This is a genomic window from Streptomyces gottesmaniae (genome assembly GCF_031845845.1).
In the GTDB taxonomy this organism is placed as follows: domain Bacteria; phylum Actinomycetota; class Actinomycetes; order Streptomycetales; family Streptomycetaceae; genus Streptomyces; species Streptomyces akebiae.
In genome coordinates, this window is record NZ_JAVRFJ010000063.1 from 15,479 (window position 1) to 41,361 (window position 25,883).

17 protein-coding genes are annotated in these 25,883 nt (G+C 71.0%); 9 read left to right on the forward strand and 8 right to left on the reverse strand.

The window, feature by feature from the left end:
- Positions 1–112: 112 nt before the first annotated feature.
- The 3 genes from RM704_RS42350 to RM704_RS42360 all read right to left on the reverse strand — a co-directional run bounded on the left by RM704_RS42350 (position 113) and on the right by RM704_RS42360 (position 6,542).
- A complete protein-coding gene (locus RM704_RS42350; RefSeq protein ID WP_033531479.1) occupies positions 113–4,588 on the reverse strand; it encodes a discoidin domain-containing protein in 4,476 nt (1,491 codons plus the stop codon).
- A gap of 193 nt (positions 4,589–4,781) precedes the next feature.
- Positions 4,782–5,153, reverse strand: coding sequence for a hypothetical protein (locus RM704_RS42355; protein WP_033531480.1), 372 nt, complete (start codon positions 5,151–5,153; stop codon positions 4,782–4,784).
- Positions 5,154–5,534: 381 nt separating this feature from the next.
- Positions 5,535–6,542 carry a hydroxyacid dehydrogenase gene (locus RM704_RS42360; RefSeq protein ID WP_033531481.1) on the reverse strand — a complete coding sequence of 336 codons (1,008 nt, stop codon included), beginning with the start codon at positions 6,540–6,542 and terminating at the stop codon, positions 5,535–5,537.
- A 236-nt stretch (positions 6,543–6,778) separates the two neighbouring features.
- Here RM704_RS42360 and RM704_RS42365 point away from each other — a divergent pair, with 236 nt between their 5' ends.
- The 6 genes from RM704_RS42365 (at position 6,779) to RM704_RS42390 (ending at position 15,746) form a co-directional block, all read left to right on the forward strand.
- Entirely contained in the window at positions 6,779–8,026 is a 1,248-nt protein-coding gene (locus RM704_RS42365) for an FAD-binding protein (RefSeq protein ID WP_033531482.1), read from the forward strand.
- 122 nt (positions 8,027–8,148) lie between these two features.
- The gene (locus RM704_RS42370; RefSeq protein WP_033531483.1) at positions 8,149–9,444 is read left to right on the forward strand and encodes an ROK family transcriptional regulator; all 1,296 of its coding nucleotides are present in this window, start codon (positions 8,149–8,151) and stop codon (positions 9,442–9,444) included.
- Positions 9,445–9,684: 240 nt separating this feature from the next.
- On the forward strand, positions 9,685–10,947 hold the full coding sequence (locus RM704_RS42375) for an ABC transporter substrate-binding protein (RefSeq protein ID WP_033531484.1): 1,263 nt from the start codon (positions 9,685–9,687) through the stop codon (positions 10,945–10,947).
- 23 nt (positions 10,948–10,970) lie between these two features.
- Positions 10,971–11,936: a carbohydrate ABC transporter permease gene (locus RM704_RS42380; protein ID WP_033531485.1), complete on the forward strand. Its 966-nt coding sequence runs from the start codon at positions 10,971–10,973 to the stop codon at positions 11,934–11,936.
- Positions 11,933–12,826 carry a carbohydrate ABC transporter permease gene (locus RM704_RS42385; protein WP_033531486.1) on the forward strand — a complete coding sequence of 298 codons (894 nt, stop codon included), beginning with the start codon at positions 11,933–11,935 and terminating at the stop codon, positions 12,824–12,826. Before RM704_RS42380 ends, RM704_RS42385 begins: the two co-directional genes overlap by 4 nt.
- Before the next feature lie 19 nt (positions 12,827–12,845).
- Positions 12,846–15,746 carry a glycoside hydrolase family 2 TIM barrel-domain containing protein gene (locus RM704_RS42390; protein WP_033531487.1) on the forward strand — a complete coding sequence of 967 codons (2,901 nt, stop codon included), beginning with the start codon at positions 12,846–12,848 and terminating at the stop codon, positions 15,744–15,746.
- A 195-nt stretch (positions 15,747–15,941) separates the two neighbouring features.
- Here the strand turns inward: RM704_RS42390 and RM704_RS42395 are convergent, their stop codons facing one another.
- From RM704_RS42395 to RM704_RS42410, 4 genes are all read right to left on the reverse strand, one after another.
- On the reverse strand, positions 15,942–16,832 hold the full coding sequence (locus tag RM704_RS42395) for a potassium channel family protein (RefSeq protein ID WP_107072430.1): 891 nt from the start codon (positions 16,830–16,832) through the stop codon (positions 15,942–15,944).
- A gap of 189 nt (positions 16,833–17,021) precedes the next feature.
- Positions 17,022–17,939, reverse strand: a complete 918-nt coding sequence (locus tag RM704_RS42400) for a D-alanyl-D-alanine carboxypeptidase family protein (RefSeq protein ID WP_033531488.1) — start codon at positions 17,937–17,939, stop codon at positions 17,022–17,024.
- 209 nt (positions 17,940–18,148) lie between these two features.
- Positions 18,149–18,661 carry a hypothetical protein gene (locus tag RM704_RS42405; protein WP_033531489.1) on the reverse strand — a complete coding sequence of 171 codons (513 nt, stop codon included), beginning with the start codon at positions 18,659–18,661 and terminating at the stop codon, positions 18,149–18,151.
- Positions 18,658–20,379 (reverse strand): PHP domain-containing protein, encoded by a 1,722-nt coding sequence (locus tag RM704_RS42410; RefSeq protein WP_033531490.1) that lies wholly within the window; start codon positions 20,377–20,379, stop codon positions 18,658–18,660. Before RM704_RS42410 ends, RM704_RS42405 begins: the two co-directional genes overlap by 4 nt.
- A 252-nt stretch (positions 20,380–20,631) precedes the next feature.
- On the opposite strand from RM704_RS42410, the gene RM704_RS42415 reads away from it, so the two are divergent.
- The 3 genes from RM704_RS42415 (at position 20,632) to RM704_RS42425 (ending at position 24,141) form a co-directional block, all read left to right on the forward strand.
- Positions 20,632–21,951 (forward strand): jacalin-like lectin, encoded by a 1,320-nt coding sequence (locus RM704_RS42415; RefSeq protein WP_033531491.1) that lies wholly within the window; start codon positions 20,632–20,634, stop codon positions 21,949–21,951.
- 90 nt (positions 21,952–22,041) lie between these two features.
- Positions 22,042–22,626 carry a TetR/AcrR family transcriptional regulator gene (locus RM704_RS42420; protein ID WP_033531530.1) on the forward strand — a complete coding sequence of 195 codons (585 nt, stop codon included), beginning with the start codon at positions 22,042–22,044 and terminating at the stop codon, positions 22,624–22,626.
- A 105-nt stretch (positions 22,627–22,731) separates the two neighbouring features.
- Positions 22,732–24,141, forward strand: a complete 1,410-nt coding sequence (locus RM704_RS42425; protein WP_033531492.1) for a hypothetical protein — start codon at positions 22,732–22,734, stop codon at positions 24,139–24,141.
- Here the strand turns inward: RM704_RS42425 and RM704_RS42430 are convergent.
- Positions 24,086–25,855 carry a DUF2264 domain-containing protein gene (locus RM704_RS42430; RefSeq protein WP_311593209.1) on the reverse strand — a complete coding sequence of 590 codons (1,770 nt, stop codon included), beginning with the start codon at positions 25,853–25,855 and terminating at the stop codon, positions 24,086–24,088. The two genes, RM704_RS42425 and RM704_RS42430, sit on opposite strands and share 56 nt — an antisense overlap.
- Positions 25,856–25,883 lie beyond the last annotated feature (28 nt).

Here is a 25,883-nt window from a genome sequence, read left to right on the forward strand (position 1 = left end):
CGGTGGGGCTTCTCGCGCAGTCCCCCGCGCCCCTGAGAAGCAGGGGCTGCGCCCCGTGCTTTTCGGCCCGAAAGGGCCGTATGGGGCCCGCACCCGACCACCCGCCCCGGAGTCACTCTTCCGGCGCGTAGTACCAGAACTCCACCTCGGCCAGATTGCACCGCCCGTTGTGCGTGTCGTGGAGGCGGAGCAGCGGGTACGTCGCCGTGGTCGGGAGGGTCGCCTCGTACCAGGCGCCGTCGGTCGTCGTGCCGATGGTGTGCAGGTCGGTCCAGGTCGCCCCGCCGTCGGTGGAGCCGCGCAGCACGGTACCGGTCGCCCGTGCCGCGAACCCGGCGCGCGGCAGGACACGGAGCTTGTCGACCCGCAGCGTGCCGTCGGCGCCCGCGTCGATGTCGATCCAACTGTCGGCCGCGAGGGTGTCCGTGTACGTGGCGGGGTCGCCGTCGAAGGCGCGCCAGCCGTTGGCGGCCTGCGTCCCGCTGCCGGGCCAGGCGATGGTCGAGGCCTTCACCATCGACGGGGTGACCTCGCCGCGCCGCAGCAGTGTCTCCCGGGAGACGAGCAGCTCGTAGGCCGCGTACACCTCGTCGATCCGGGTGTCCTCGTCCTTCCCGGTCTCTCCCTCCACCCGGTCGAGCTCGGCGGTGAAGGCCGCGTGGCTCTTCTTCGTCCACCCGGCCGCGTCGGTCGCGCGCGCCCGGGCGAGGACGTCGGCGAAGGTCTCGGCGACGGCCGCGGCGGGCGTGGAGACCCGGGTACCGCCGCCCACCAGGGCCGCCGTGACCCGGTAGTACCGCCTGCCGTGCCGCAGCCCCTCGTCGTCGTGGGCGAGGGACCGGGTGTCCGTCACGAGCGCGTCCCAGGTGTCCCCGTCGGCGGAACGCTCCACGGTGAACGTGAGCGCGTCCTCCGGCTTGTTCCAGCGGACGGTGACGGTGTCGCCGTCGCGTTCCAGGGCGACCAGCAGGGGACGGTTCCCGAGCGCGTCGAGCCCGACCTCGGCGAAGTCGGCGTCACCCGTGGCCACGACGCCCGCGTGCACCGCGTACGGGAAGGGGCAGAACAGGCTCCCGACCGTCACCCAGGTGCGGCCGTCCCCGGACACCTGGCCGTGCACCCGGTGGGTGGTGAGGTCGCGGACGAGCCGGAGGTGGGGGGTGGCGGCCAGGGTGCGGCCGGGGAGCCCTCGGGTGATCGGGGAGCGGATGTCGTCCTGCCAGTCGTGGCGGCTGTCCCGGGTGCGGTGGTGCAGGACGAGCCCGCCGTCGGCGTCCGCGCCGAAGTACACGTGCCGGGTGTCGGGGGTGAGCCGGTCGCGGAGCATCAGACCGGTCGCCGGGCCCCGCGCGGTGTCGACGCGGGCGGTGAGGGTGAAGCCGCCCACCGCCGGGCGGCTCACGAAGTGCAGTTCGTCCTCGATGTCGCGGGACAGGACCCGGTAGTCGTCGCCCTCGCCGAGGCCGTCGCCGTGTGCGCCGAGGACGCGGACGGTCGAGCCGCGCACGATCGCGCCGCCCTCGCGGGCGTGGTGCAGGGCGTCGTCGCGCCAGCCGGTCCGGCGCAGCCCGGCCGAGGCGGGCCGCCTCAGCTCCGTCTCGATCGCGTGCGACGCCAGGCCGCGGCCCGTCGGGTTGACCGCCGTGACCGTGTAGAAGTAGGTCTCGCCCGGCCGCGCGGACCCGTCGACGAAGTGACGGCCCTTCACCCCGTCGCCGATCAGCTCGTACGGGCCCCGTCGTCGAGTCGCCCGGCGCACCTCGTAGTGCGTGGCGCCCGCCGTGGTCTGCCAGGTGACCACGATCGAGGCGTCGCCGGGCAGGGTGTGGACGAAGTCGACGTGGGAGGGCGGGAGTTCGGCGATGTCCTCCGACTCCAGGCGCAGCACCAGTCCGGTCCTGGGCGGCACGCTCACCTTGCCGCCGCGCACCGGAAGCTCCCGGCCGCTCACCAGGTCGAGGACGCCCGAGCCCCCGCCCGGTACCTCCACCTGGTGGGTGCGCTCGTTCCCGTACGCCTTGCGCGTCGTGTTGACGACGAAGAGGTAGCGGCCGTAGCGGGCCGTGAGGAGGTCGGGGTAGCCCGAGTAGGCGTGGTCGGCCTCGAAGTTCTCCCGGTGGACCGTCCCCACGCCGGGCTGGAAGGTGATGGGGGCGATCTCGCCGGCGAGGGCCTGGAGGGCGGCGGAGTCGGCCGTCTGTTGATCCTCCATGAAGTCGACGTCGATGTTGTCCATGCGGGCCCAGTAGTCCTCGTACCGGAAGAGCCCCTCCGTGTGGAGCTGGACGATGTGGTCCCGGTCGGGGTGCCGGACGTGGAGGCGGCCGTTGCGGGCGAACCCGCGCTGGCGTTCGTTGAGGTGACCCCACAGATGCGTGTCGCCGTCGCGCAGGGAGACGAACATGCAGTCCACGTCCACCCAGGCGAAGCGCTCGTAGTCGGCGGTGCGCACGCCGAGCGCGGTGAGTTCGGCGGGGGTGTAGTACGCGAAGTCGGTGTGCGGGTGGACGATGCCGGTCGGCTCCTGCGCCTTCAACCAGCCCCACGTCTCGCCGAGTTCGAGGTCGTACTTGTTCTTCGACCGCACGGCGGAGAAGTTGGCGAAGTACTGGTGGTCGGCGATCTGCTGCTGGGCGAAGCCCACCGCCTCCCGGGCGTGGCGCCGGGTACGGCTCCACTCCTCGCCCGCGTAGCGCTCGGGGTGTTCGGCGATGTGGCGGGCGAGGGAGACGTAGTGCAGGAGCTTGCCCTCGGAGACACGCAGGACGTAGCCGGGGAATCCGGGGAAGTTGGTGTTGCGCTCGTCGATGACCATCTCCATCCGCATGGTGCGCTTGAGGTCGTCGTCGAGGTCGGTCATCCGGGCGTGTGAGCGGGCGTGCAGATTGCGCAGCGCCGTCTCCAGGATCCTGTCGTTGAGTTGTTCGTCGCCCTCATGGCCCCAGGTGCGGTGGAACCACTCGGGGAGGTAGTTGGTGGCCTCGCCGTAGTTGGCGACGTAGCCGTTCTCGCGGGTGTGGCCGGCCTCGGTCATGGTCGTGAAGTGGGTGCCGAGCGGGAGGCGGCGTACGACGTTGCCGTCCTTGTCGAGCTTGGACCGGGCCAGGCCCTTGATGACGTACTTGACGTAGTCGTCGGTCCAGCGGGCCGTGGTGTCGTGCTGGAAGAGGGAGTGGAAGAGGTCGAGGTCCTGACCGTCCGGTCCTACCAGTACCTCCTCCCCGAGAAAGGGCTCCCAGCCGAGGGCCTCGCCGACGATGCGGTGGCTGCGCGCCCGGCCCTCGTAGTGCGAGGAGCCGATCACGCGGAGCCCCTCGTGGGCCTCCCAGGCGCCCTCGTACGTGTACATCACCTGGTTGTAGATGTAGGAGAGCCGGGAGCGGGCGTAGTCGAAGTTGGCCTTCAGGACCCGTTCCCACGCGGCCCGGCGGGTGAGGGGGCCGCCGTCCGGGCCGACGCCCGCGAGGGAGGTGGGCCCTTCCTCGGTGCCCGTGACGAACGGCTCGTCGAGGAAGGCCTCGAAGGCCTCACGACCGTGGACCTCGCTGTCGGCGATGACGTTCTCGACCAGGTACAGCGCCTGGCCGAGCGCCCCGTAGTAGCCGCCCCAGTCGCCCTGGTGCCCGCCCCAGGCCAGCAGCTTGGTGTTCCCGTAGTAGTCCTTGGTGTGGTTGTCGACGCACTTGAAGACCCTCAGCAGCGCCGCCCTCCTGGCGGCCGGCGTCTTCGCCGGACACCAGGAGGCGCGGGCCAGGGCGCCCGCGTAGAAGAACAGCTCCTCGACGTACCGGACGATCGAGAGCTTGCCGGCGGCGGACGAATCCACCTTCGCGGAGAGGGAGTTGAACAGTTTCACCTGATCGGCGACATAACCGTCGACGAGCGCCTGCCGCGCCGTGTCGTCGAGGGCGGCGACCGTGGCGGTGGGCGGGGTGAAGTCGGTCCGGGGATCGTCGCTCAGGTCGAGACGGCTGCCGGTGTGGGTGTAGGCGCGGTAGTAGCCACGGGAGTTCGCGCTCACCTTGCCGGAGAACGCGCTGTCGTAGGTGCGCAGGGTGATCTCGGCCCGGGTACGGCCCCGGGTGTGCTCCAGCGGCAGCATGATCGTGGCGTAGAAGAAGCGGCCCGGGAGGGGCCGGTTGGTGCCGGTGTTCAGGGCCTCGTAGTCGCCGGAGCGGCGGTAGCCGATCTGCTCGCCGTTGATGTACGCGATCGTCTTGTACGTGGAGGTGTCGCCGCCCCAGAACTTCACGGTGAGGTGGTTCTGGTGGACCGGGTCGACGGCGACGGTGAAGCGCAGGTCACCGCCCTTGATGCCGGGGGTGGCGAGGGGCTTGGCGACCCGTGCCCTGTCCCCCGCGTTGCCGTCGACGACCTCGGTGTCCGGGCCGTGGAAGTCGTGGGCGGCCTCGGACTCGGGGTCGCCGAAGTCGACGAGATCCAGCCGTCCGGCGCCACCCGCCGTCGCGTCGGCCTCCCGGTCGGCCTCGGCACCGGCGGCGACCGCCGGGGACCAGCCGCCCGCGAGGGCGAGCGTGCCGGTGCCCGCCGCGGCCGTGGTCAGGACGGATCTTCTGGAGATGGGCATGCGGAGTCCTCCCGGCCGGGGCGCGCCATAGTAAACGTTCTCTGCGGAAGGTAGGCGGCTTCACCCGAGGTCGACAAGAGGTCGTGCGAGAAAAAGACTTTCGAGGGTCCGGGAAAACAGACAACGGTTGTCGACGGTGATCGTCGACAACCGTCGTCCGGTGTCCCGAGGCTCAGGTGCGCCTTCTCATGGGTCAGCAGTCGCGCAGCGGGTCCGTCTCGCTGTAGATCGCGGTGTCCTTCATCCAGCCGTACTGGCCGTTGTCGGCCACGGTCCTGAGCCAGCGGGTCGGGTGCGGCCCGCCCACCCAGGCCTGGTTGTCCAACTTGCAGTAGAACCAGCTCGGGTTGGTGTTCATGGTTCCGACGACCTGGTCGGGGTTGGGGTACAGGCGGTTGTTGCCCACCGATCCGTACACCGGGGCACCGGAGACGTTGTTGCACCAGTACCTGATGCCGTCCTCGTGTCGCCAGCAGTTGGACGCGGCGGACGCGGACGGCGCCGCGAGGGTCGTGCCGAGAGCGGCGGCCAGGCCGGCGGTGGCGACCAGCCAACGAAACCTCATGTGTGTTCCTCTCCTGTCAGGACGTGTGGGTGCGTGACGGGTGCGGTCGAGGCTCCGCCACGGCATCGGGCGTGCCCTCGCGCTTCGTCCAGTCCCGCACCGAAGCCTGCCGACTCGCGGGGCACGCCCGCGCCCCCCTTCGACCAGGGTCGAAAGCCGCTGGTGGGAGGCGCCCGCCCGGCCACCGGCCCGCGACCGGGCGCCCCGGTCGTCGCGGCCACCGCACGGGGGACGCCCGCCCGCCGGGACGAAGGCAGCGCACCGGCCGACGCTGCCGGACCCACACCGGTGTTCAGGGAGACGCCCACCGCCCCACCGACGCACCCCCACCGGCCGCCTACGCGCCCCGGGCACCCCCCCGTCGGTGGCCCGGGGCCGCCGTCACGCCATCCGCGCCAGCGCCCCCCGGTCGAGCGCGTACGCCAGCTCCTCTCCGGCGGCCAGCCGTTCGGCCTCCTCCGTGACGGCGAGGCCGAGGCGGGCGACCTCGTTGCCCTGGGAGCCGGCGAGGTGAGGCGTGACGAAGGCGTTCGGGAGGTCGAGGAGGGGGGAGTCGGCGGGCAGCGGCTCGGGGTCGGTGACGTCGAGGATCGCCGAGAGGCGCCCGGCGCGCAGCTCGTCGACGAGGGCGTCGTGGTCGACCAGGGCACCGCGCGCCGTGTTGATCAGGGCGGCCCCGTCGGGCATGAGGGCGAGGGCGCGGCGGTCGATCAGGCGGTGGGTCTCGGGGGTGTCGGGGGCGTGCACGGTGACGATGTCCGAGGTGCGCAGCAGATCGTCGAGCGGGAGCAGGGGTACGCCGAGGGCGGCGGCCCCGGCCTCGTCGACGTAGGGGTCGGTGAGGCTCACCCGCAGGTCGAAGGGGCGCAGCAGTTCGATGACACGGCGGCCGATGCGGGAGGCGCCGACGACGCCGACGCGGCGGCCGTGGTTGCCGATGCCGGGGACGAACCCCCATCCCGTCGAGACGCGCTCGGCGCGCAGGCGTTCACGGCGGCCGAGGATGTCCTTGCCGGCGAGCAGGATCATGGCCAGGGTGTACTCGGCGACGGGCAGGGCGTTGGCGGCGGCGGCCGTGGAGACGGTGATCCCGCGTTCCCAGACGGCCGGGGTGACGAAGCCCTTCACCGAGCCCGCCGAGTGCAGCAGCGCCCGGAGCGCGGGGGCCGCGTCGAGGACCGTCTCGTCGATGCGGGGGCAGCCCCAGCCGGTGACCAGCACCTCGGCCTTCGCCAGCGCGGCCCGGACCTCGGGGTCGGCGAAGTCCTCGGCGATCAGGGCGGGGTCGATGTCCACGGTCTCCCGCAGGCGGGCCAGCACGTCCGGTGGGAAGACCTGGGGAACGTTCTCGGCCGTCATGGCGAACAGTGCGCGGGGACGCTCGGGCAAGGAAGGACCTTCCGACGGGAAGAGACGGGCCATAGCAAACGCTCTCTACGGTAGGCAGGCGCTCGCGAGAGGGTCAATGAACGGGAGGGGGCGGCGAAGATGGCACCCCCGACAGCTCACGCCGGCCCTCGGCAGCCGTCGACGGCCCCCGGCACGCCCCTCGACGGCTCTCGACATGACCCCTCGCCACGCCCCTCGACAACCACGGAACTCGCTGATCGCGGAGGACATCACGCATGACGACCGAGACCCTGACCAACTGGGCCGGGAACATCACGTACACCGCCAAGGAGCTGCACCGCCCGAGGACCGTGGACGCGCTGCGGGCCCTGGTCGCGGGCAGCGAGAGGGTGCGGGTGCTGGGCAGCGGTCACTCGTTCAACGAGATCGCGGAGCCCGGTCCCGAGGGTGTGCTCCTGTCCCTGACCGGGCTGACCCCGGAGATCGAGGTGGACACGACGGCCCGTACGGTCCGCGTCGGGGGCGGCGTCCGGTACGCGGAACTGGCCCGCGCGGTGCACGCCCACGGCCTGGCCCTGCACAACATGGCCTCCCTGCCGCACATCTCCGTGGCGGGCTCGGTGGCCACCGGTACGCACGGCTCGGGCGACGGGAACGGTCCGCTCGCGGCGGCGGTGCGCGAGGTCGAGCTGGTCGTGGCGGGCGGGACGACGCTGACGCTCGCGCGCGGCGACGACCGCTTCGACGGGGCGGTGACCTCGCTCGGCGCGCTCGGCGTGGTCACCGCGCTCACCCTCGACCTGGAGCCGGCCTTCGAGGTCGGCCAGCAGGTCTACGGTGAACTCCCGCTGGCGGAACTGGACTTCGACGCCGTGTCGGCGGCTGCGTACAGCGTGAGTCTCTTCACCCGCTGGCGGCACTCCGGCTTCGACCAGGTGTGGGTCAAGCGGCGCGTGGACCGGGCCACGGCCGACTTCCCGTGGGCGGCGCCCGCGACCGAGGCGATGCACCCGGTGCCGGGGATGCCCGCGGTGAACTGCACCGAGCAGTTCGGGGTGCCCGGCCCCTGGCACGAGCGGCTGCCGCACTTCCGGGCCGAGTTCACGCCGAGCAGCGGGGACGAGCTGCAGTCGGAGTACCTGCTGCCGCGCTCGTTCGCCGCGGAGGCGCTGCACGCGCTCGACGGGGTCCGGCATGTCGTCGCGCCGGTGCTCCAGGTCTGCGAGGTCCGTACGGTCGCCGCCGACGCGCAGTGGCTGAGCCCCGCCCACGGCCGGGACACGGTGGCGTTCCACTTCACCTGGATCGCGGACCCGGCGCCCGTGCTGCCGGTGGTCCGGCGGGTGGAGGAGGTGCTCGCGCCGTTCGAGGCCCGGCCGCACTGGGGCAAGGTGTTCACGGTTCCGGCGGCGGAGCTGCGGGCGCTGTACCCCCGGCTGGGTGATTTCCGGGCACTGGCCGAAGTCCTGGACCCGGCGGGCACGTTCCGCAACACCTTCGTCGGGGAGGTGCTCGGCGGCTGAGGTCGGCCGGACTTCGTAAAGCCCCTTTCCTAACCCCTTGTAGAAAGTCCCTCCTCGCCATAGCCTTGGCGACCGCGCCGGGGCAACAGGCCTCGTCATGGCCTGGAGGGATCGAGGGGATCATGTCGTCGGTGAAGCGCACCTCACGCGACATCCGCACCGCGAACCGCTACGAGGTGCTGCGCCAGATCATCGCCAAGTCTCCCACCTCCCGGCAGGAGCTGGCGGCGGCCACCGGGCTGAGCCTGGCCACGGTCGCCACGCTCGTGGGCGAGCTGCTCGACCTGCGCATGATCACCGAGGTCGGGTTCGAGGACTCGGCGGGCGGCCGCCCCCGCGGGCTGGTGGCCGTCAACGCGTCGGGGGGCGCGCTGATCGGCGTCGACATCGCGGAGACGTACGTCCACGTCGAGCTGTTCGACCTGGCGCTGAACGTCCTGGCCCGCGCCGAGGAGAACGTCCGTCCGGGTGAGAGCCTGCCCGAGCAGATGGTGGGGCACGTCGCCGCCGCCGTCGGCTCCGTGGTCGCGCAGGCCGGCACCGAGGGCGCCCGGGTGCTCGGCGTCGGGGTGAGCGTGCCGGGGCAGGTCGACCGCGCCACCGGCATCTCGGAGTACGCGCCCAACTGGGACTGGCACGACGTGCCGCTGCTCGACCTGCTGACCGAGCACATCGCCTACCCCCTGTACCTGGACAATCCGCTGCGCGCGGTCGCGGTGGCCGAGCTGTGGTTCGGGGCCGCCCGCGGACGTGGGGACGCCGCGGTGATCACCCTGGGGACCGGCGTGGGCGCCGGGCTCGTCCTGGACGGCGGGCTGCACCGGGGCGTGAGCAACAGCGCCGGCGAGTGGGGTCACACGACGATCGTGCTGGACGGCCGGCTGTGCCACTGCGGCAACCACGGCTGCGTGGAGACGTACGTGGGCGCCCCCGGGATCATGCTGAACCTCCGGGAGCTGAGCCCGCGCAGCACGCTGCTGCACCCCGAGGACCAGACGGCCACCATCGCGGCCCTCGCGCGGGGCGTGGCCCGGCACGATCCGGTGGCGGTCAAGGTGGTGCGGGACACGGCCCGGTATCTCGGCGCGGGCATCGCCGACCTGGTCAATCTGTTCAATCCCGAAGTGGTCGTGCTCAGCAGCTGGGTCGCGGCCGCGCTGGGCGAGCCCCTGGTCGCGGAGGTGCGCGAGGCCGTCGCCCGGCACGCGCTGCCGCGCCCGATGGCCGCCACCGAGATCGTGCTCTCCCAGATCCCCTCGGACCCGGCCTGCCTGGGCGCCGCGACGTTCGCGCTCGAAGGGGCGCTGCAGTCCGTGGGGCAGAAGCCGGGCACCCGCGCCGCCCCCGTGCGCGGCAGGCCCGCCGTACGCCGCCGAGGGCGGCCCGAAGAGCGCGAACGCCTGCGCGAACACCCCTGAGCCGAGGGCCGCCGGACCCTGACCCGGCGGCCCTCTCCCCCACGTCAAACCCATTGCGCCGCACGGACGTTCGGAACACCGAACCGAATACAACGCTTCGAACAGACTTCGTCCAACCCCTTGCCGAAGCCTTAGCCGAAGGTTAACGTCCCGCACCGCAAGCCTCTTTGAGCCATCCGGCACTGAGCCGCCGAGCCATGGGCGCAGAGCCGCAGCCGCACTCGAGACAAGGACGTCAGCATGTCGGCATTCAGGAACAGCAACTTCGACCGCCGCACCGCCCTGCGGGCCGCGCTGGGTCTGGCCGCCGCCGGCGGACTGGCCGCGTGCGGCAGCAACACCGGCAGGAGCAGCGGCAGCGGCGGCGCCGGCCTCACGCAGTACTTCCACGCGTACGGCGAGGCGGGCACCGAGCAGGCCATCAAGCGGTACGCGAAGGCCTACAAGGAATCCAACGTCACCACGCAGTGGATCACCGGCTCCAACTTCGAGAGCAAGCTCTTCGCCTCGCTGCTCACGGACAAGGCCCCCGACTGCTTCGAGTTCCACCCGCAGCTGCAGATGATCGAGAGCGGGCAGGTCGCGGACCTGACCGACCTGATAGACCCGGTGAAGGACGACTTCAACCAGGCCGACATCCAGTCGCACACGGTCGACGGCAAGATCTACGGCATCCGGATGATCGACGACCCGCAGTTCTTCTTCTACCGCAAGTCGATGTTCGAGAAGGCCGGTGTCGAGGTCCCGCAGACGCTGGAGGAACTGGCCGAAGCCGCCGCCAAGCTGACCACGGACAAGGTCAAGGGCGCCTACCTCGGCAACACCCTGCACTCGATGGTCAACCCGCTGATCTGGTCGGCCGGCGCGCAGCACCTCGACGAGAAGAACCAGATCGCCTACCACACGGACGCGGTCGTCGACGGCTTCAAGCAGCTGCGCAAGCTGTTCACCAGCGGTGACCTGCTGCTCGACGCCCCGACCGACTTCTGGGACCCCTCCGCGCTCAACCAGGGCCTGACCGCCATGCAGTGGTGCGGCATGTGGGCGATGCCGCAGATGCAGGAGGCGCTCGGCGACGACCTCGGCATCTTCCCGTTCCCGAAGGTCGGCAGCGCCGGCAAGCAGTCCGTCTACAACGGCGGCTGGTCGATGTTCGTCAACGCCAAGGGCAAGAACGTCGACGAGACCAAGGAATACGTGAAGTGGCTGTGGATCGACCAGAAGGAGTACCAGGAGGACTGGGCGCTCTCCTACGGCTTCCACATCCCGCCGCGCACCTCGATCGCCGAGTCCGCCGACAAGCTGAAGTCGGGTCTGCCCGCTGAGGGCGTGAAGCTCTTCAACGAGTTCGGCCACTTCGACAACATCGGCTGGACCCAGGCGAGCATCACCGCCCTGGAGGACGTCCTCGCCAACTCCGTGCGCAAGGGCAACGACCCGGACAAGGAACTCACCAAGGCCGACGCGAAGGTCAACAAGGAACTGAAGAAGCTCTTCGGATAGGCCGGCGGACAGGTACTCACGACATGTCGACCATCACCAAGGACGGCGTCTCCAGCCCCGCCCCGGTCAAGGCCGCTCCGGCCAAGCCGCGGCGGGGGCTGCGGGGCTCCCCCACCTTCAACTTCTGGCTCTTCACGGGGCCCTTCCTGATCGGCCTGGCGATCTTCGTCTATCTGCCGATCCTGTGGAGCCTCTACCTGTCGTTCTTCGAGGCCCGCTTCACGGTCACGCCGAGCGAGTTCATCGGCGTCGACAACTACGTGACGATGCTGACCGACGACGACTTCATCGGATCCCTCGGCACCTTCACCGTCTTCGCCGCGTTGATCGTGCCGCTGACCTGGGCGACCTCGCTCGGCCTCGCGCTGATGGTGAACCGGCTGCGGTTCATGCGGGCGTTCTTCCGCTCGGTCTTCTTCCTGCCGACGGCGGTCAGCTACGTCGCCGCCTCCCTGATCTGGAAGATGTCCATCTTCAACGGTGTCCGCTTCGGTCTCGCGAACACCTTCCTGGGACTCTTCGGCATCGACAACACCGCGTGGCTGGCCAGCCCCGACCCGCCCTGGTACTGGCTGCTCATCGTGACCGTACGCCTCTGGCTCCAGGCCGGCTTCTACATGATCCTCTTCATCGCGGCCCTGCAGAACATCCCGCAGGAGATGTACGAGGCCGCCGCGATCGACGGCGCCAAGCCCGGCTGGCAGACGTTCTGGCACATCACCCTGCCGCAACTGCGGGCGACCTCCACCGCCGTGATCCTGCTGCTGCTCGTAGCCGCCTATCAGGGCTTCGACGAGTTCTTCAACCTGCTGAACAAGACCACCTGGGGCAGACCGCCGTTGATGGAGCTGTACTACAAGGCGCTCGGTGAGAGCCAGGACTACGGAGCGGGCAGCGCGGGCGCGCTGATCCTCACCGTTCTGATCTGCCTCGTGACGCTGCTCCAGGGCAAGCTCATGGGATTCGGAAGGGGTGAGGAGTCCAAGTGACCACCACCACGACACCTCCGGCGGACCAGGTCGCGATATCCGCCAAGCCGCGCCGCGTCCGGACCGGCAGCGTCATCGGCTCGACCGGTCTCTACCTCGCCACCGGCATCGCCGCCATCCTCTTCCTCATCCCCTTCTATCTGATCGTCCGCAACGCGCTGATGACGGACCCGGAGATCACGGGCGAGGAATGGAAGTGGTTCCCCACCGACATCCAGTGGGGCAACATCAGCGAGCCGTTCGACGACCCGTCGGTCGACTTCGCGCGCTCGCTGTGGAACTCGGCGGTCGTCGGCGTCCTGCACACCGTCGGCACCCTGCTGGTCTGCTCGCTGGCCGGCTACGGCCTGGCCCGCATCCCGTACAAGCACGCCAACAAGGTCTTCTACGCCGTCCTCGGCACCCTGATGGTCCCGACCGCCGTGACCTTCGTACCCAGCTTCGTGCTGGTGTCGTCCCTCGGCTGGATCGACACCTACCGGGGGCTCATCATTCCGGGCCTCTTCAGTGGTTTCACCTGCTTCCTGTTCCGGCAGTACTTCCTGGGGTTCCCCAAGGAGCTGGAGGAGGCGGCACGGGTGGACGGGCTCGGTTACATGGGCGCCTACTGGCGGGTCGTCGTGCCCAACTCGCTGAACTTCTTCGCCGCGATGGCGACGATCACGTTCATCAGCGGGTGGAACTCCTTCCTGTGGCCCCTGGTCATCGGCCAGGACCCGAGCGCGTGGACCGTGCAGGTCGCGCTGTCGAACTACACGACCGGCCAGACCGTCAACTTCCACCTGATCTTCATGGCCACGGCCATTTCCATCCTGCCCCTGGTGTTCGTCTTCCTCTTCCTCCAGCGCTGGCTGGTGCAGGGCATCGCGCAGACTGGCATCAAGGGCTAGGGAATCAGCAAGGAGACCGATGTCTTTCCGCACCACCGGCACCACCGCCACGACCGGCGCCGCCACCCCGTCCGTCGACTACGTCGAGGACGTCTCGCCGGGCCGCGGGGCCCTTCCGCCCCGCGCCTGGTACGCGTCCTCCGACGCCCGGACCCTGTCGCTGAACGGCGACTGGAGCTTCAGGCTGTCGCCGACCGCCGACGCGGAGGACGACTCGTTCGCCGCCGAGGGGTACGACGCCGAGGGCTGGGCCCGGGTGGCCGTCCCGGGTCACTGGGTGATGCAGGGCGACGGGGCCTTCGGGGCGCCGATCTACACCAACCACCTGTACCCGTTCCCGGTGGACCCGCCGAGGGTGCCGACGGAGAACCCGACCGGTGACCACCTGCGGTACTTCGACCTGCCGGAGGGGTGGCCGGCGGACGGTGCCGCCGTGCTGCGCTTCGACGGTGTGGAGTCGTGCGCCCGGGTGTGGCTGAACGGCACGGACATCGGTGAGTTCAAGGGATCCCGGCTGCCGCACGAGTTCGCGGTCGGGCATCTGCTCAAGCCGGCGGGGAACGTCCTGGCCGTCCGGGTCCACCAGTGGTCCGCGGGCTCCTATCTGGAGGACCAGGACCAGTGGTGGCTGCCCGGCATCTTCCGGGACGTCACGCTGCTGCACCGCCCGGCGGACAGCGCCCTCGACTTCTTCGTGCACGCCTCCTACGACCATGTCGGCGGCATCGGGACCCTGCGTGTCGACTCCGATGTCGACGGCCGGGTCCTCGTGCCCGCCCTCGACATCGATGTCGCGACGGGCGAGGCGGTGACGGTCCCGGTGGAGCCGTGGACCGCCGAGACGCCCCGGTTGTACGACGGTGAGCTGGTCACGGCGGGCGAGCGCGTCCCGCTGCGGATCGGTTTCCGCACGGTGGTGCTGGCGGACGGTCTGCTCAAGGTCAACGGGCAGGCGATCCTGTTCAAGGGCGTCAACCGGCACGAGTGGCACCCCACGAAGGGCCGCGCGCTGGACCTGGAGACCATGCGCGAGGACGTGCTGCTGATGAAGCGGCACAACATCAACGCCGTACGCACCTCGCACTACCCGCCGCACCCGGCCTTCCTCGACCTGTGCGACGAGTACGGCCTCTGGGTGATCGACGAGTGCGACCTGGAGACCCACGGCTTCACCGAGCAGGCCTGGCGGGACAACCCCGTCGACGACGACCGCTGGACCCCGGCCCTGCTGGACCGCGCGGCCCGGATGGTCGAACGCGACAAGAACCACCCCTCGGTGGTCATCTGGTCCCTCGGCAACGAGGCCGGCACCGGCCGGGGTCTGACCGCCATGACCGAGTGGATCCACGGCCGCGACGGCTCCCGCCTGGTGCACTACGAGGGCGACTGGGACTGCCGGGACACCGACATCTACTCCCGGATGTACGCCGACCACGCCGAGACCGAGCGCATCGGACAGCGCCTGGACGGCGGCACCCACAAGCGCCGGCAGTTGCCCTTCATCCAGTGCGAGTACGGGCACGCCATGGGCAACGGCCCCGGCGGCATCGCCGACTACCAGCGCATCTTCGAGGCGCACGAGCGTATCCAGGGCGGTTTCATCTGGGAGTGGATCGACCACGGCGTCAAGCACCCGACGCTGGGCTACGCCTACGGCGGCGACTTCGGGGAGGAGCTGCACGACGGCAACTTCGTGTGCGACGGCCTGATCTTCCCGGACCGGACGCCGTCGCCCGGTCTGGCCGAGTTCAAGAAGGTCATCGAGCCGGTCCGTATCGACGGCGACGGCTCGGCGGGTACGGTCCGGGTGCGCAACGCGTACGACTTCGCGGACCTGTCCTCGCTGGCCTTCGAGTGGTCGTACCAGATCGACGGGAAGACGGTGGAGGCCGGCACCCTCTCCGTGCCCGCCCTGAAACCCGGCGAGTCGGCCGAGGTGAAGCTGCCGCAGCCGCCGACCGGCGGGCCGGCGGGCGAGGCGCTGTGGACCGTACGGGCGCTGCTGGCCGAGGACACGGCGTGGGGCAAGAAGGACCACCAGGTGGCCTGGGCCCAACTCCCGGTGGTGGAGCGGCCGTTGCCGACCGTGGTGGCCGGTGACGGTCCCACGGCGAGCGAGGGGCTGATCCATCTCGGCCCTGCCTCCTTCGACGTCCGCACAGGCGCGCTGAAGACCATCGGCGGAGTCGATGTGACCGGACTGCGCCTGGACGTGTGGCGGGCGCCGACGGACAACGACGACGGCGCCTCCTGGCAGGACGGCACGCGCACCAGTGAACTGTGGCGCAAGTTCGGCCTGCACCGCATGCGGCACCGCCTGGACGGGGTGGAACTGGGCGAGGACGCGCTGACCGTACGGACCCGGGTGGCGCCGGCGGCGTGGGAGTTCGGCCTGAGCACCACCTACCGGTGGACCACGGACGGCACCCGGCTGAAGCTGACCGTCTCGGTGGCCCCGGACGGCAACTGGACGGTTCCGCTCCCGAGGCTCGGCATCCGCTTCGGGCTGAAGTCGGCGGATGCGGTGACCTGGTACGGCGGTGGCCCCGGCGAGGGTTACCCCGACACCAAGTCGGCTGCCATGGTGGGCCGTTGGAGCTCAACGGTCGACGAGCTGCAGACCCCGTACGTCCGCCCGCAGGAGAACGGCGCCCGGCCCGACGTCCGCTGGGCCGAGCTCGGCGGACTGCGCGTCGACGGCGACCCGCGGTTCTGGTTCACGGCCCGCCGCTGGACCACCGAACAACTCGACACCGCAGCACATCTGACGGACCTTCAGGCCGGTGACACGGTGTGGGTCAACCTGGACCACGGCCAGATGGGCATCGGCTCCCAGTCCTGCGGCCCGGGCGCCCTGCCGGAGTACCACCTGACGGCGGGACCGGCGGAGTTCTCGTTCGTGTTCTCGACGACGGCGTAGGAAGGCAGTCGGCCAGGACAGCGGCCGGTCGGCGATCACGCCGACCGGCCGTTGTCGCACCGTGGCGGAGCCAGGCCGGGAACGTGACGCCGGTGGCCCGGAACAGGCGGTGCGGCCGGAGTGTCCGACGCGGCGGGAGGGCGAGCGAGGTCGGCCGGAACCCTCACCGTCTTTCCGGTCCGACCGCCTCTCCGTTCAGCGGGCCGCGCGACTGTCCCGCGGGGCGGCGCCGTGGTCACGAGCGTAGGCGTCGAGGATCTCCGGTCGGGGCTTCCCCGTGTGCAGGAAGCGCTCGTCGAGCACGGTGGCGAAGTCGTCGAGGGCGGCGGCGAGGACGAGGGACGCGATGCGAGCACCGGGGTGCTGTGCCCGCCGGGTCCGCTCGGCGAACTCGGCGGCGTGGCCGATGCTCAGCGCCAGCGAGGTGTCGCCGGTCCCGTCGTGGAAGTAGTACGACTCCGGATACTGGGCGAAGTCCACGCTGACGCCGGCGATCTCGGCGGCCAGCGCGTCCAGTACGGCGGCTCCCGCCTCCGAGTCGAGCTGTTCGTCGGTGATCCCGGCCCGGCGCAGATGGCAGACGCGCAGCGCCAGCGTCCGGCGCCGGGCGAGTGCGGGAAAGATGCCGAGGACCCAGGAGACGGTGGCGGTCAGCAGCGCGAATCCGACCAGCGCCTCCAGCGGTGCCACGATCCGCAGCCAGCTCTCGGCAGGGGCGATGTCTCCGAGACCGAGGGTGGCCACGGTCACCAGGGAGACATAGAGGGCGTCCACCGGACGGGAGTGCCGGGTCGGCTCCAGGGCGCTCGAGAAGACGAAGCCCTCCGGCATGTGCGGCCAGTACACCACCGCCCAGCCCAGGGCCACGCCGCACGTCCACATCGCGACCACGCCCCCCACGCCGAGCGGCCCGGCGACCCCCGCGGCCCGCCAACGGGGACTGGTGCGGGAGGACAGTCGCCACAGGGCCGTCATGACGATCCGGCTCAGTCCTCCGTGGCGGGTCGGGTGCCACAGGGTGTGGAACACGTCCCGCAGGATGATCAGCACCACCGCCACGCCGACCAGCGAGATCAGCCCGTTCACGCGTCCTCCTCAGCCACACCGGTACCGGTACCGGCATGCTGCCGCGCGGGCACGGGGCGGGTGGCCGTCGCGGGCCCGTGTCGCCGCAGGCGTTCGAGGACGCCGATCCGCACCGGGGAGGTGCGTCGGCGCCCGGACGGCCAAGGACCCGGGAACGGCGTGCGTTCCCGGGTCCCCTCGGCGCCCGGGTCAGTCCCGCTGCGCGCCCGTGGGCAGCGGGCGCAGTCGCATGGTCGACGCGGTGCTGGTGCCGAAGCCGTAGTCCAGCATCTTCGCGGCGTCGGTGTAGCGGTAGCCGTCGTTCAGAACGACCCCGATGAGGGTCTTGTCGCCGCGGGTGGCGGAGAAGACCAGACACGGTCCGGCGGATGTGCCGGTGCCGGTCTTGATGCCGTTGGCGCCGGAGTAGGAGCCGAGCAGCTGGTTGGTGTTGTACCAGGTGTAGGTACGGGTGCCGCCGGTGCTCGTGGTCGCGTAGCGCACGGTCTTCGCCGTCTTCACGACGGTACGGAACGTCGAGTACTTCATCGCGCTGCGGGCCAGCTTCGCCAGGTCCCGCGGGGTGGTGTGGTTCGCGCCGGCCGTCGAGATGCCGTCGAAGGAGTCGAAGTGGGTGTTGGTCAGACCGAGGTCCGCGGCCTTCTTGTTCATCTTGCCGATGAACGACTTCACCCGCGCGGAGCGGGTGTCACCCGTGCCGAAGGTGTCGGCGAGGGCGTACGCGGCGTCGCAGCCCGAGGGCAGCATCAAGGCGTACAGCAACTGCCGGACCGTCACGCGGTCGCCCGTCCTCAGATCCGCGGTGCTCGCGCCCTCGGCCGTGACGTAGTCGCGGTAGGCCTGCCTGATGGTGACCTTGCGGTCGAGGTCGAGACCGGTCTGGCTGAGGACCACCCGGGCGGTCATGATCTTGGTCGTGCTGGCCATCGGCCGCTTGGTGTCGGCGTACTTGCTGAACAGCTTGGTGCCGGTCGCGTTGTCCAGCAGGTAGGCGCCCTTGGCGCTGACCGTGGGCGCGTTGGCCGCCTGCGCGGGTGAGGCCACGGGCGTGGCCAGCAGTACGGTGCCCGCGGTCACGGCGATCGCCGCGGCCTTGCGCAGCGTCATCGCACCGGATCTTGGTGCGCCCGCACTCCGGCGAACACGCCTGCTCTTGTCAAGGGTTGTCAATGCGAACGCTCCGAAAAATGCGCGAATCGGAATGAAGGCCACAGGACGGGCGCGAGGCGCCCTGTCCTTACATGGATCACAAGGGAGAGCATGGTTGCACAGTTCTCCCACCGGCCTTCGAGCACCCCTTTATGCGCATTTCCCGCTCAGTGGTCCGCGCAGCACGGCGTCGGATCAGGGACCTCGAACGGCACCAGGACGCCGCCGGCCGCGGGCATGGCGGTGAGGACGAGTTCGCCCTCGTGCCAGTGCGGACGTACGTGATCCCGTGTCGCCAGTTCGGTCTCCGGGGCCGGTGGGCCGGGTGAGCCCAGGACGGTCACGCGGGCGATCGCGGAGCGGGAGAGCAGTTCCGCGATCGTCAGGGTGCCGGTGAGGGAGGAGACGCCCGGGTAGAGCACCGCGCGGCCCATCGGGTCGGGGATGCCGGGTGACACCTCGTACCCCCGGGCCGCGAGCCGCTCCCGGGCGGTGCGCGGGAGCGGCTCCGACGGGAGCACGAGGGACAGGGCGACGCGTGGCCGGTCTCCGCGCACCAGGTGTGTGCAGCCGAACACGGCCTCGGGGAGGGCGAGTTCGGCGGCCAGCGTGTGGAGCAGGTGGTCGGCCGCGCGCAGGTCCCTGACCCCGGCGTCCACGCAGAGGGCGTACGGCGTCATGAGGGCAGGACCCACACCGGGTTGGAGTAGAACCACAGGTCGCGCCACGGGTCGGCGTCGCCGACGACGTCGATGGCGGGGCCCGCCGGGTCGACGGCCGCGCCCATCGGGCCGACGGCGGAGCGGTTGCCGTCGCTGCCGCGCAGGCGGACGTAGAGCGGGCGGTCGACCCGGCCCAGGTCGTAGGTGAGCCGGACCAGGCCGGTGGACCTGTCCACCTCGTACGACTTCACGACCTTCGCGCTAGGCGCGGTGAAGGTGTCCTTGTCGGCGGGCGCGCCCGTCACATCGCCCTGGATGACGTCCACGCGGGCCAGCTTCGGTACGAAACCGGCCCAGTTGGGGCCACCGGCGAGCGCCACGTCGACGGTGAGCGTGACCTTGGTGCCCTTCTTGACGTGCAGGGCGCCGCCGAGGGTGGCCCAGCGGCTGCCGCCCGAGAGGCGGACGTCGAGGCCGCTGACGAGCCGGCCGTGGTCGACCCAGACACGGCCGGCGCGGATGCCCTCCATGACGGCGGCGTAGGTGAAGCCGTCGGCGCCGACGTGGGTGCGGCTGTACTGGCCTGGCCAGTAGTCGCCCTGGGTGATGTCGATCTTGCCGCCGTAGACCGGGTCGGTGTGCTTGCCGTTGGCCGCGTAGTCGCTGTCCGGGCCGCCCCGCACGGCGGTGTCGGCGTAGACCTGGTGGGAGTCCGAGTTGGCGGTGATCCACCACGGCCTGCCCTCGGCGAGGAGGCTGTCCCACAGGCCGCCGACGGTGGCCGTCATCCAGTCGAAGCCGCCCCAGGTGCGGTAGCTCTCCAGCGGGTAGCCGGGGAAGGAGTTGGCGCTGGGGTTGTTGTCGTAGATGCCCCGGGCGCGGGCCATGCCGAGGGGTGCGGGCAGGCCGGCGGCCTGGTGGCCGGGGGCGCCCTCGAAGCCGACGGCGATCTGGCGGCCGGCGCCCGTCGCGTCGCGCCAGCCGCGGATCTCGTGCGGGGAGTCGACACCGCGCCGGGCGGGGTGGTTGGCGAGCATCAGGGCGTCCTTGACCTTGCGGCGCCGGACCTGCTCGGCGAGGAAGCCGAGGCCCGCGATGGCGAGCGCCTCGTTGGCGGGCGTCGAGTCGGAGGCGCCCTTCACGCTGCCGTCGTAGTCGGTCTCGAACTGCTTGAGGACGGCGACCTCGTTCTTGCCGGGGTGCACGAAGACCGTGCCGTGCTCGGCGGCCGGGATGTTCCACTCCAGGCCCTGGAAGACGAGGGTGTCCTCGTACGCGGCCCGGGCCTCCCTGATGTCCGGGTTGACCTTCTCGACGCCGATCCTGGCGTGCGTGGCGTTGCCGTGGTCGGTGATGACCATCCAGTCGATGCCGTGCCTGGCGCCCTGGCGGACCTGGTCGACGACGCGGTACTTGCCGTCGTTGCTGTACTGGGTGTGGATGTGGTGGTCACCGGCCAGCCACAGGAAGCCGCCTCGCTTGCGGCTGTTCGTGCCGGCGGCGTACGCGGGGGCGGTCGCCGCCGCCTGGCCGAGGACGCTCGCGGCGGTCAGGCCCGCCCCCAGCAGGCCGGCGCGGCGCAGCAGGGTGCGGCGGGACTGCTGCTCGGGGGTCAGCGCCTCGTCGGGCACGGAGGTGTCGAAGGCGGCGGGGAGGGCGGCCGGCGCCTCGTGCTCATGGTCGTGGTCATGTCCGTGGTGGTGATGCCCGTGGCCGTGCGCGTGTCCGTGTCCCATGAAACGCCTCCTGATGCCGCTGCCTTCCGCGGCTGCCTTCCGCGACGCGACCACCGCGCCGCCTGTGGAGGATCGAGGTGAGACATGAACGTCGAAAGATCAAGGAGTGGCCGCCGGGTTCCCTGGATACGGCGGATCGCCACGTCCCTCACTGTTTCCCCAACTGGCCTTGCACGTCACACTGGTTGCCGCTGAATCTGAACACCGCTCACCTTCCCCTCACTCCTGTTCCGCCCCCCCCGGAGAGTCCCCATGAGAAGACTGATCGGCAGCCTCGCGGCCGCCGCGCTCGCCGTCACCGGCCTCGCGACCACCGGCGCGGCCCCCGCCGCGGCGGCCACCAGCGGCACGTTCAACGTGCTCACGTACAACGTCGCGGGCCTCCCGGAGGGGCTGAGCTCCGGCAACCCGGAGACGAACACCCCGCTGATATCGCCGCGCCTCGGGGCGTACGACATCGTGAACGTGCAGGAGGACTTCAACTACCACGCGGCGCTGTACGCGGGTGACAACCACCCGCACCGCACCGCCACCAGTGGCGGTGTGCCCTTCGGCGATGGCCTCAACACGCTCTCGGACTATGCCTTCGAGGACTTCCAGCGGGTGAAGTGGAACGACTGCACCGGCACCAACTGCCTCACCCCGAAGGGCTTCTCGCTGGCCCGGGTGCGGCTCGACGAGGGCGTCTACGTCGACCTCTACAACGTGCACACCAACGCCGACTCCGACGACGCGGCCCTCGCCGCCCGCCGCGCCAACGTCACCCAGCTCTCGCGGTTCATCCAGGCGAACTCGGCGGGCAACGCGGTGATCGTCATGGGTGACACCAACACCCGCTACACGCGCACCGGCGACAACATCCGCTCGCTCGTGTCGGAGAACGGGCTCACGGACCCGTGGGTGCAACTGATCAAGGGCGGTGTCGCCCCGGCTCCGGGCGCCGACGCGCTGGTCTGTCCGACGACCGCCCCGACCAACGACTGCGAGGTCGTCGACAAGGTCTTCTTCCGCGACAGCAACGTGGTGAACCTGACCGCCGGCCGCTACAACAACGACTGGGCCAAGTTCCTCGACTCCGCGGGCGCCAACCTCTCCGACCACTTCCCGCACACCGTCGACTTCTCCTGGACCCTCAACTCGCGGCTCCGGGCCAGCGACTTCTTCGGCGGCCCGCACGGCACGGCGTACAGCGACGCCGACGACCTGCCCTCGACGGTCTCGCCCCGCACCCTGACCCTGCGCGGCGCCTCCCGCCTCGACGCGGTCTCGCTCACGCACGACGGCGGTACGACACTGGCCCACGGCGGCACCGGCGGCACGGCGACCTCCCTCACCCTGGCCTCCGGTGAGCACCTCACCTCGGTGAAGCTGACACAGGGCCAGAAGGACGGCCGTACCCGGATCTTCTCCGCCGCCTTCGGCACGGACAAGGGCCGCACCCTCGCCTCCGGTACGGCCACCTCGGACGCCAAGACCTTCACGGCACCCTCCGGCTGGCAGATCGTGGGCTTCACCGGCCGCTCGGGCACCGAGATCGACAAGCTGGGCGTCCTGTACGCGCCGATCGGCTGACCTGCGCGCCGGCGCTCACACGGCCTCCGCGCCTTGATCACCAGGCGATAGCCTGGGCGTTCAGGTCCCAGAGGTGAAGAGGTGGTCTCCATGGCCCGTGCCGGGCTCACCGTCGACCGGGTCGTGGAGGCCGCGGCCGATCTCGCGGACGAGATCGGCTTCGAGAAGGTCACCCTGTCCGCGCTGGCGCGGCACTTCGGGGTGAAGGACGCGAGTCTGTACTCGCACGTCAGAAACCTCCAGGATCTGCGGACGCGGGTCGCCCTGCTGGCGGGCGGCGAGATGATCGACACGATCGCCGAGGCCGTGGCCGGACGCGCGGGCAAGGACGCGCTGGCCGCCTTCGCCGGGGCGTACCGGGAGTACGCCCTGGAGCACCCCGGCAGGTACGCGGCCACCCAACTTCCCGTCGACCAGGCCCTCGTCGCCGACTCCCCCGCCCTGCGCCGCACCGCCGAGATCACCTACGGCATGCTCCGCGCCTACGGTCTCGACGAACCCGACCTCACGGACGCCGTACGCCTGCTGCGCAGCACCTTCCACGGCTACTGCGCCCTGGAGGCCGGCGGCGGCTTCGGCGCGGCACGGGACGTGGGCCGCTCGTGGGCCAAGGCCGTGGAGGCACTGCACGTGGCGCTGACGCACTGGCCCGGGGAGGCTCCGGAGGGGGCGTAGCCCCAGCGGTCCGGTCGCGGTCGGTGGGGGTGCCTTGAGTTTTGAGGTCTCAGACAATGTCCCCCGCGGCGGCAACCTCATGTCCCTCGGCGGCGACCCCAGGACATGACACCTGCAACACCCTCCCCCTCCGTCCCGTCCGGACACCGTCGCCGCCACGTCGCGCGCAAGCCCGTCATCGGCTCGCTCGTGGCCGCGTCCGTCCTGGCGGGGGCCTGGTACGCCACCGCCGGGGCGGCGCCCTCAGCCCCCTCGGCGGCCGGCGGTCTCACGGTGACGAACACGACCGTGAGCCTGTCGGCGAAGTTCCCCTATCTCTCGGCGGGCTACAACAACAGCCGGGAGTGGACGCGGACGGCGACGGCCGTCGCGCCGAACGGCACCCTCCGGGTGGCCTGGCCCGCCTCGGACGGCATCCATGTCACACCGCTGACGGCGGCCGGCAAGCGCTCCGGCGCCGACACGGTCGTCAAGGGGACCAAGGAGGTCGGAGGGCTCGTCGCGCACAACGACGGGTTCGCGCTGCTGACCCGGGTCGCCGACACCAACAAGTGGAAGGAGACCGCCGCCGCGCTCGTCCGCTACAAGAACGGCAAGCAGGCCTGGCGGACCAAGCTCACCGGGGCCTCCTCCGACGACACGGCCCCGCTGCTCGACGGCCAGCTCGCCTGGAACGGCAAGAAGTACGGCGCCTACTTCGTCGTGCACGGCGCGGGCGGCTTCGCCGACGGCCACTTCGGCGACAAGCTCTCCTACGTCGGCTCCACCGGCAAGAAGCTCGGCGGCGGCTGGGGCTGGGGCTGCTCCCACAACGAGGGCATAGCCCTGCGCGCCGAGACCAGCGGGAACTTCACCTCCCTCTGCTTCGACGACTGGCGGTCGGGGCTGTTCGTCTCCACCGGTATCGCCGCCCCGGACAACGCGCCCGTCGTCCAGCGCGAGCAGTGCTGGGCCGGCTACTGCGGCGGCACCTTCGCGGGCCGCACCGGCGACCTCGTGAAGTCCTCCACCGGCCGCTACGCCACCGCGTTCGCCTCGCGGGGCGCGGCCTCCGCCAAGAAGAACCCGGACGACTCCAGCGGGCGGGGCTGGACGGTCAAGCCGAGGACCACCACCCACCAGGTCGCCCTCGCGTTCCTCAAGAACAGGAACACCCCCTCGGGCAAGCCGGTCTACCTGACCTCGGCCAAGGGCACCGAACACGTCAACGTGCGCGTCGCCCCGTACGGCGCGAACCGGCTCCTCGTCTCCTACGAGACGTTGAAGAACACCACGTGCGCGAGCGGTACCTGCACCGGCACCTTCACGGGCACCCACTTCCGTCTCGTCGACTGGAACGGCAAGCCGCAGGGCGCCGACAAGGTCGTGAAGGCGCGTATCCCCGGTGACATCGCGGTCCTGAAGGACGGGACGCTGACCTGGGCGTACGCGCCCGTCACCCCGTCCTACACGACCGCCCTCAACGGGGCGTCACCGACCACGAGGACGTTGAAGATCGCCCGTCTGACGCCGTAGCCCCGCGGTCGAACCGGAACGCCGCCCGCTCGCCGTCGGCCCACGTCACGACCAGGTCGTGCGCCCCCTCCACCACCACGGACACCAGTTCCGTGAGCGGCAGGGGGTGGGGGTCGGCGGTGAGACGGGCGAGGGCGACGAAGAGGGTGGCGTCGTCCTCCGAGGTCCCGCCGGCGCATCCGGGGCCGTCCGTGTCGTCCGTGTCCGACAGGGCGTGCAGGGGCAGGAGTTCGGCCCGTACGCCCTGTGCCGTCGGCCATCCCGTGACCCGTACCGGGGTGCCGGGTGCCGCGCCGCTCACCAGATGGGCACGCACCTCGGCCGCGCCCCGGGCCACGACGAGGCTGGTGACCCGCACACCGCCGTCACCGACCGCGTGCCGGGACGCGGCCCACCCCTCCCCCGCCCCCAGCGGCTCGATGTCGACGCGGCTCGCGTCGCCGCCGACGATCACGCTGTTGTCGTACGTCTCCGGCGGCTCCGCGAGGGGCACGGGCTCCGTCACGGTCGAGTACGCGAGCCGGGTGTAGAAGGGGTCGTAGCGCACGTCCTCGCTGCCGTGGTTGTGCAGGCGGACCAGGCCGTCCGCACGGGTGGACTGCAGGAGCCAGTTGGGCGGGCCGACGGGGCGCAGCTCGTCCTCGCGTTCCACCGGCCCCGGCTCCTCCGTCGCCGTCCACACCTCGTGGTCGGGCGGCAGGAGCAGGCCGAGGAAGCCCTTGCTGGCCCAGTACGGCGAGGCGGGGCCCGAATAGCCTTGCAGGACATGGGGGTTCGGGCCGTGCCAGCCCAGCGACAGCAGACCCCGGTCGTCCACCGCGCCCCGGTCGAGGAAGTACTTCAGCGCGCCCGAGGCCAGCCGCCGGGTCTCGCCCGGCGACAGGGGCGTACGGCCGGTGAGGGCGCCCAGCCAGAGCGGGACGGTGGTCGCGAAGCGGTAGGTGAGGGAGCGGCCCTGGTGCAGGGGGGCGCCGTCGCCGCCGAACAGGCGGGCGTAGTCGCCGAGATGGGTCGCGAGGCGGTCGCCGTAACGGGCGAGGAGGCGGTCGTCCCGCGCGAGCCAGGCGTGCAGCACCGGGTAGAGGTGCATGGCCCAGCCGTTGTAGTAGTCGAACTTGCGGCCGTCGCCGTCGGTGTACCAGCCGTCGCCGAGATACCACTGCTCGATCCGGTCGAGGCGCTGCTCGACGACGCGGCGGGACAGCTCCGGTTCGTGCCCGATCTCTTCGAGGAAGCCGCCGACGGTCACCGGGAACAACTCCCAGTTGCAGGGCCAGGGTTCGGCGGTGAGCGCGTCGCCGAGCCAGGCCGCCGCGCGCTGCCGGACGCCGTCGTCGAGGCGGTCCCAGAGTTCCTTGCGGGTCACGCGCAGCGCGAAGGCGATCGACGCGGCCTCGACGAGGGGCTGGCTCCGGTCCTCGATGCGCGGCCAGACGCCCGAGACGCCGGCGGCCAGGCCGTCGGCGTACCGGGCGAGCGCGTTCTCGTCCCGGCGGAAGGCGGCGAGCAGGAGGGTGCGGGCATATCCCTCCAGTCCGTCGGAGAGTCGGCCGGACCAGCTGGTGCGGTCGCCGGGCAGGTCGTACAGCGCCCCGTCGGCCGTCGCGTACGGCTCCACGGCGGCCAGCAGGGAGTCGGCCGCCGACTCCCAGTGGGCGCGGGTGTAGCCGGTGTACGGGCTGAGGGTGCGGTCGTCGTGGGGCTGGGTGGGCATGCGCTGCGCTTTCTGACCGGAACCGGGG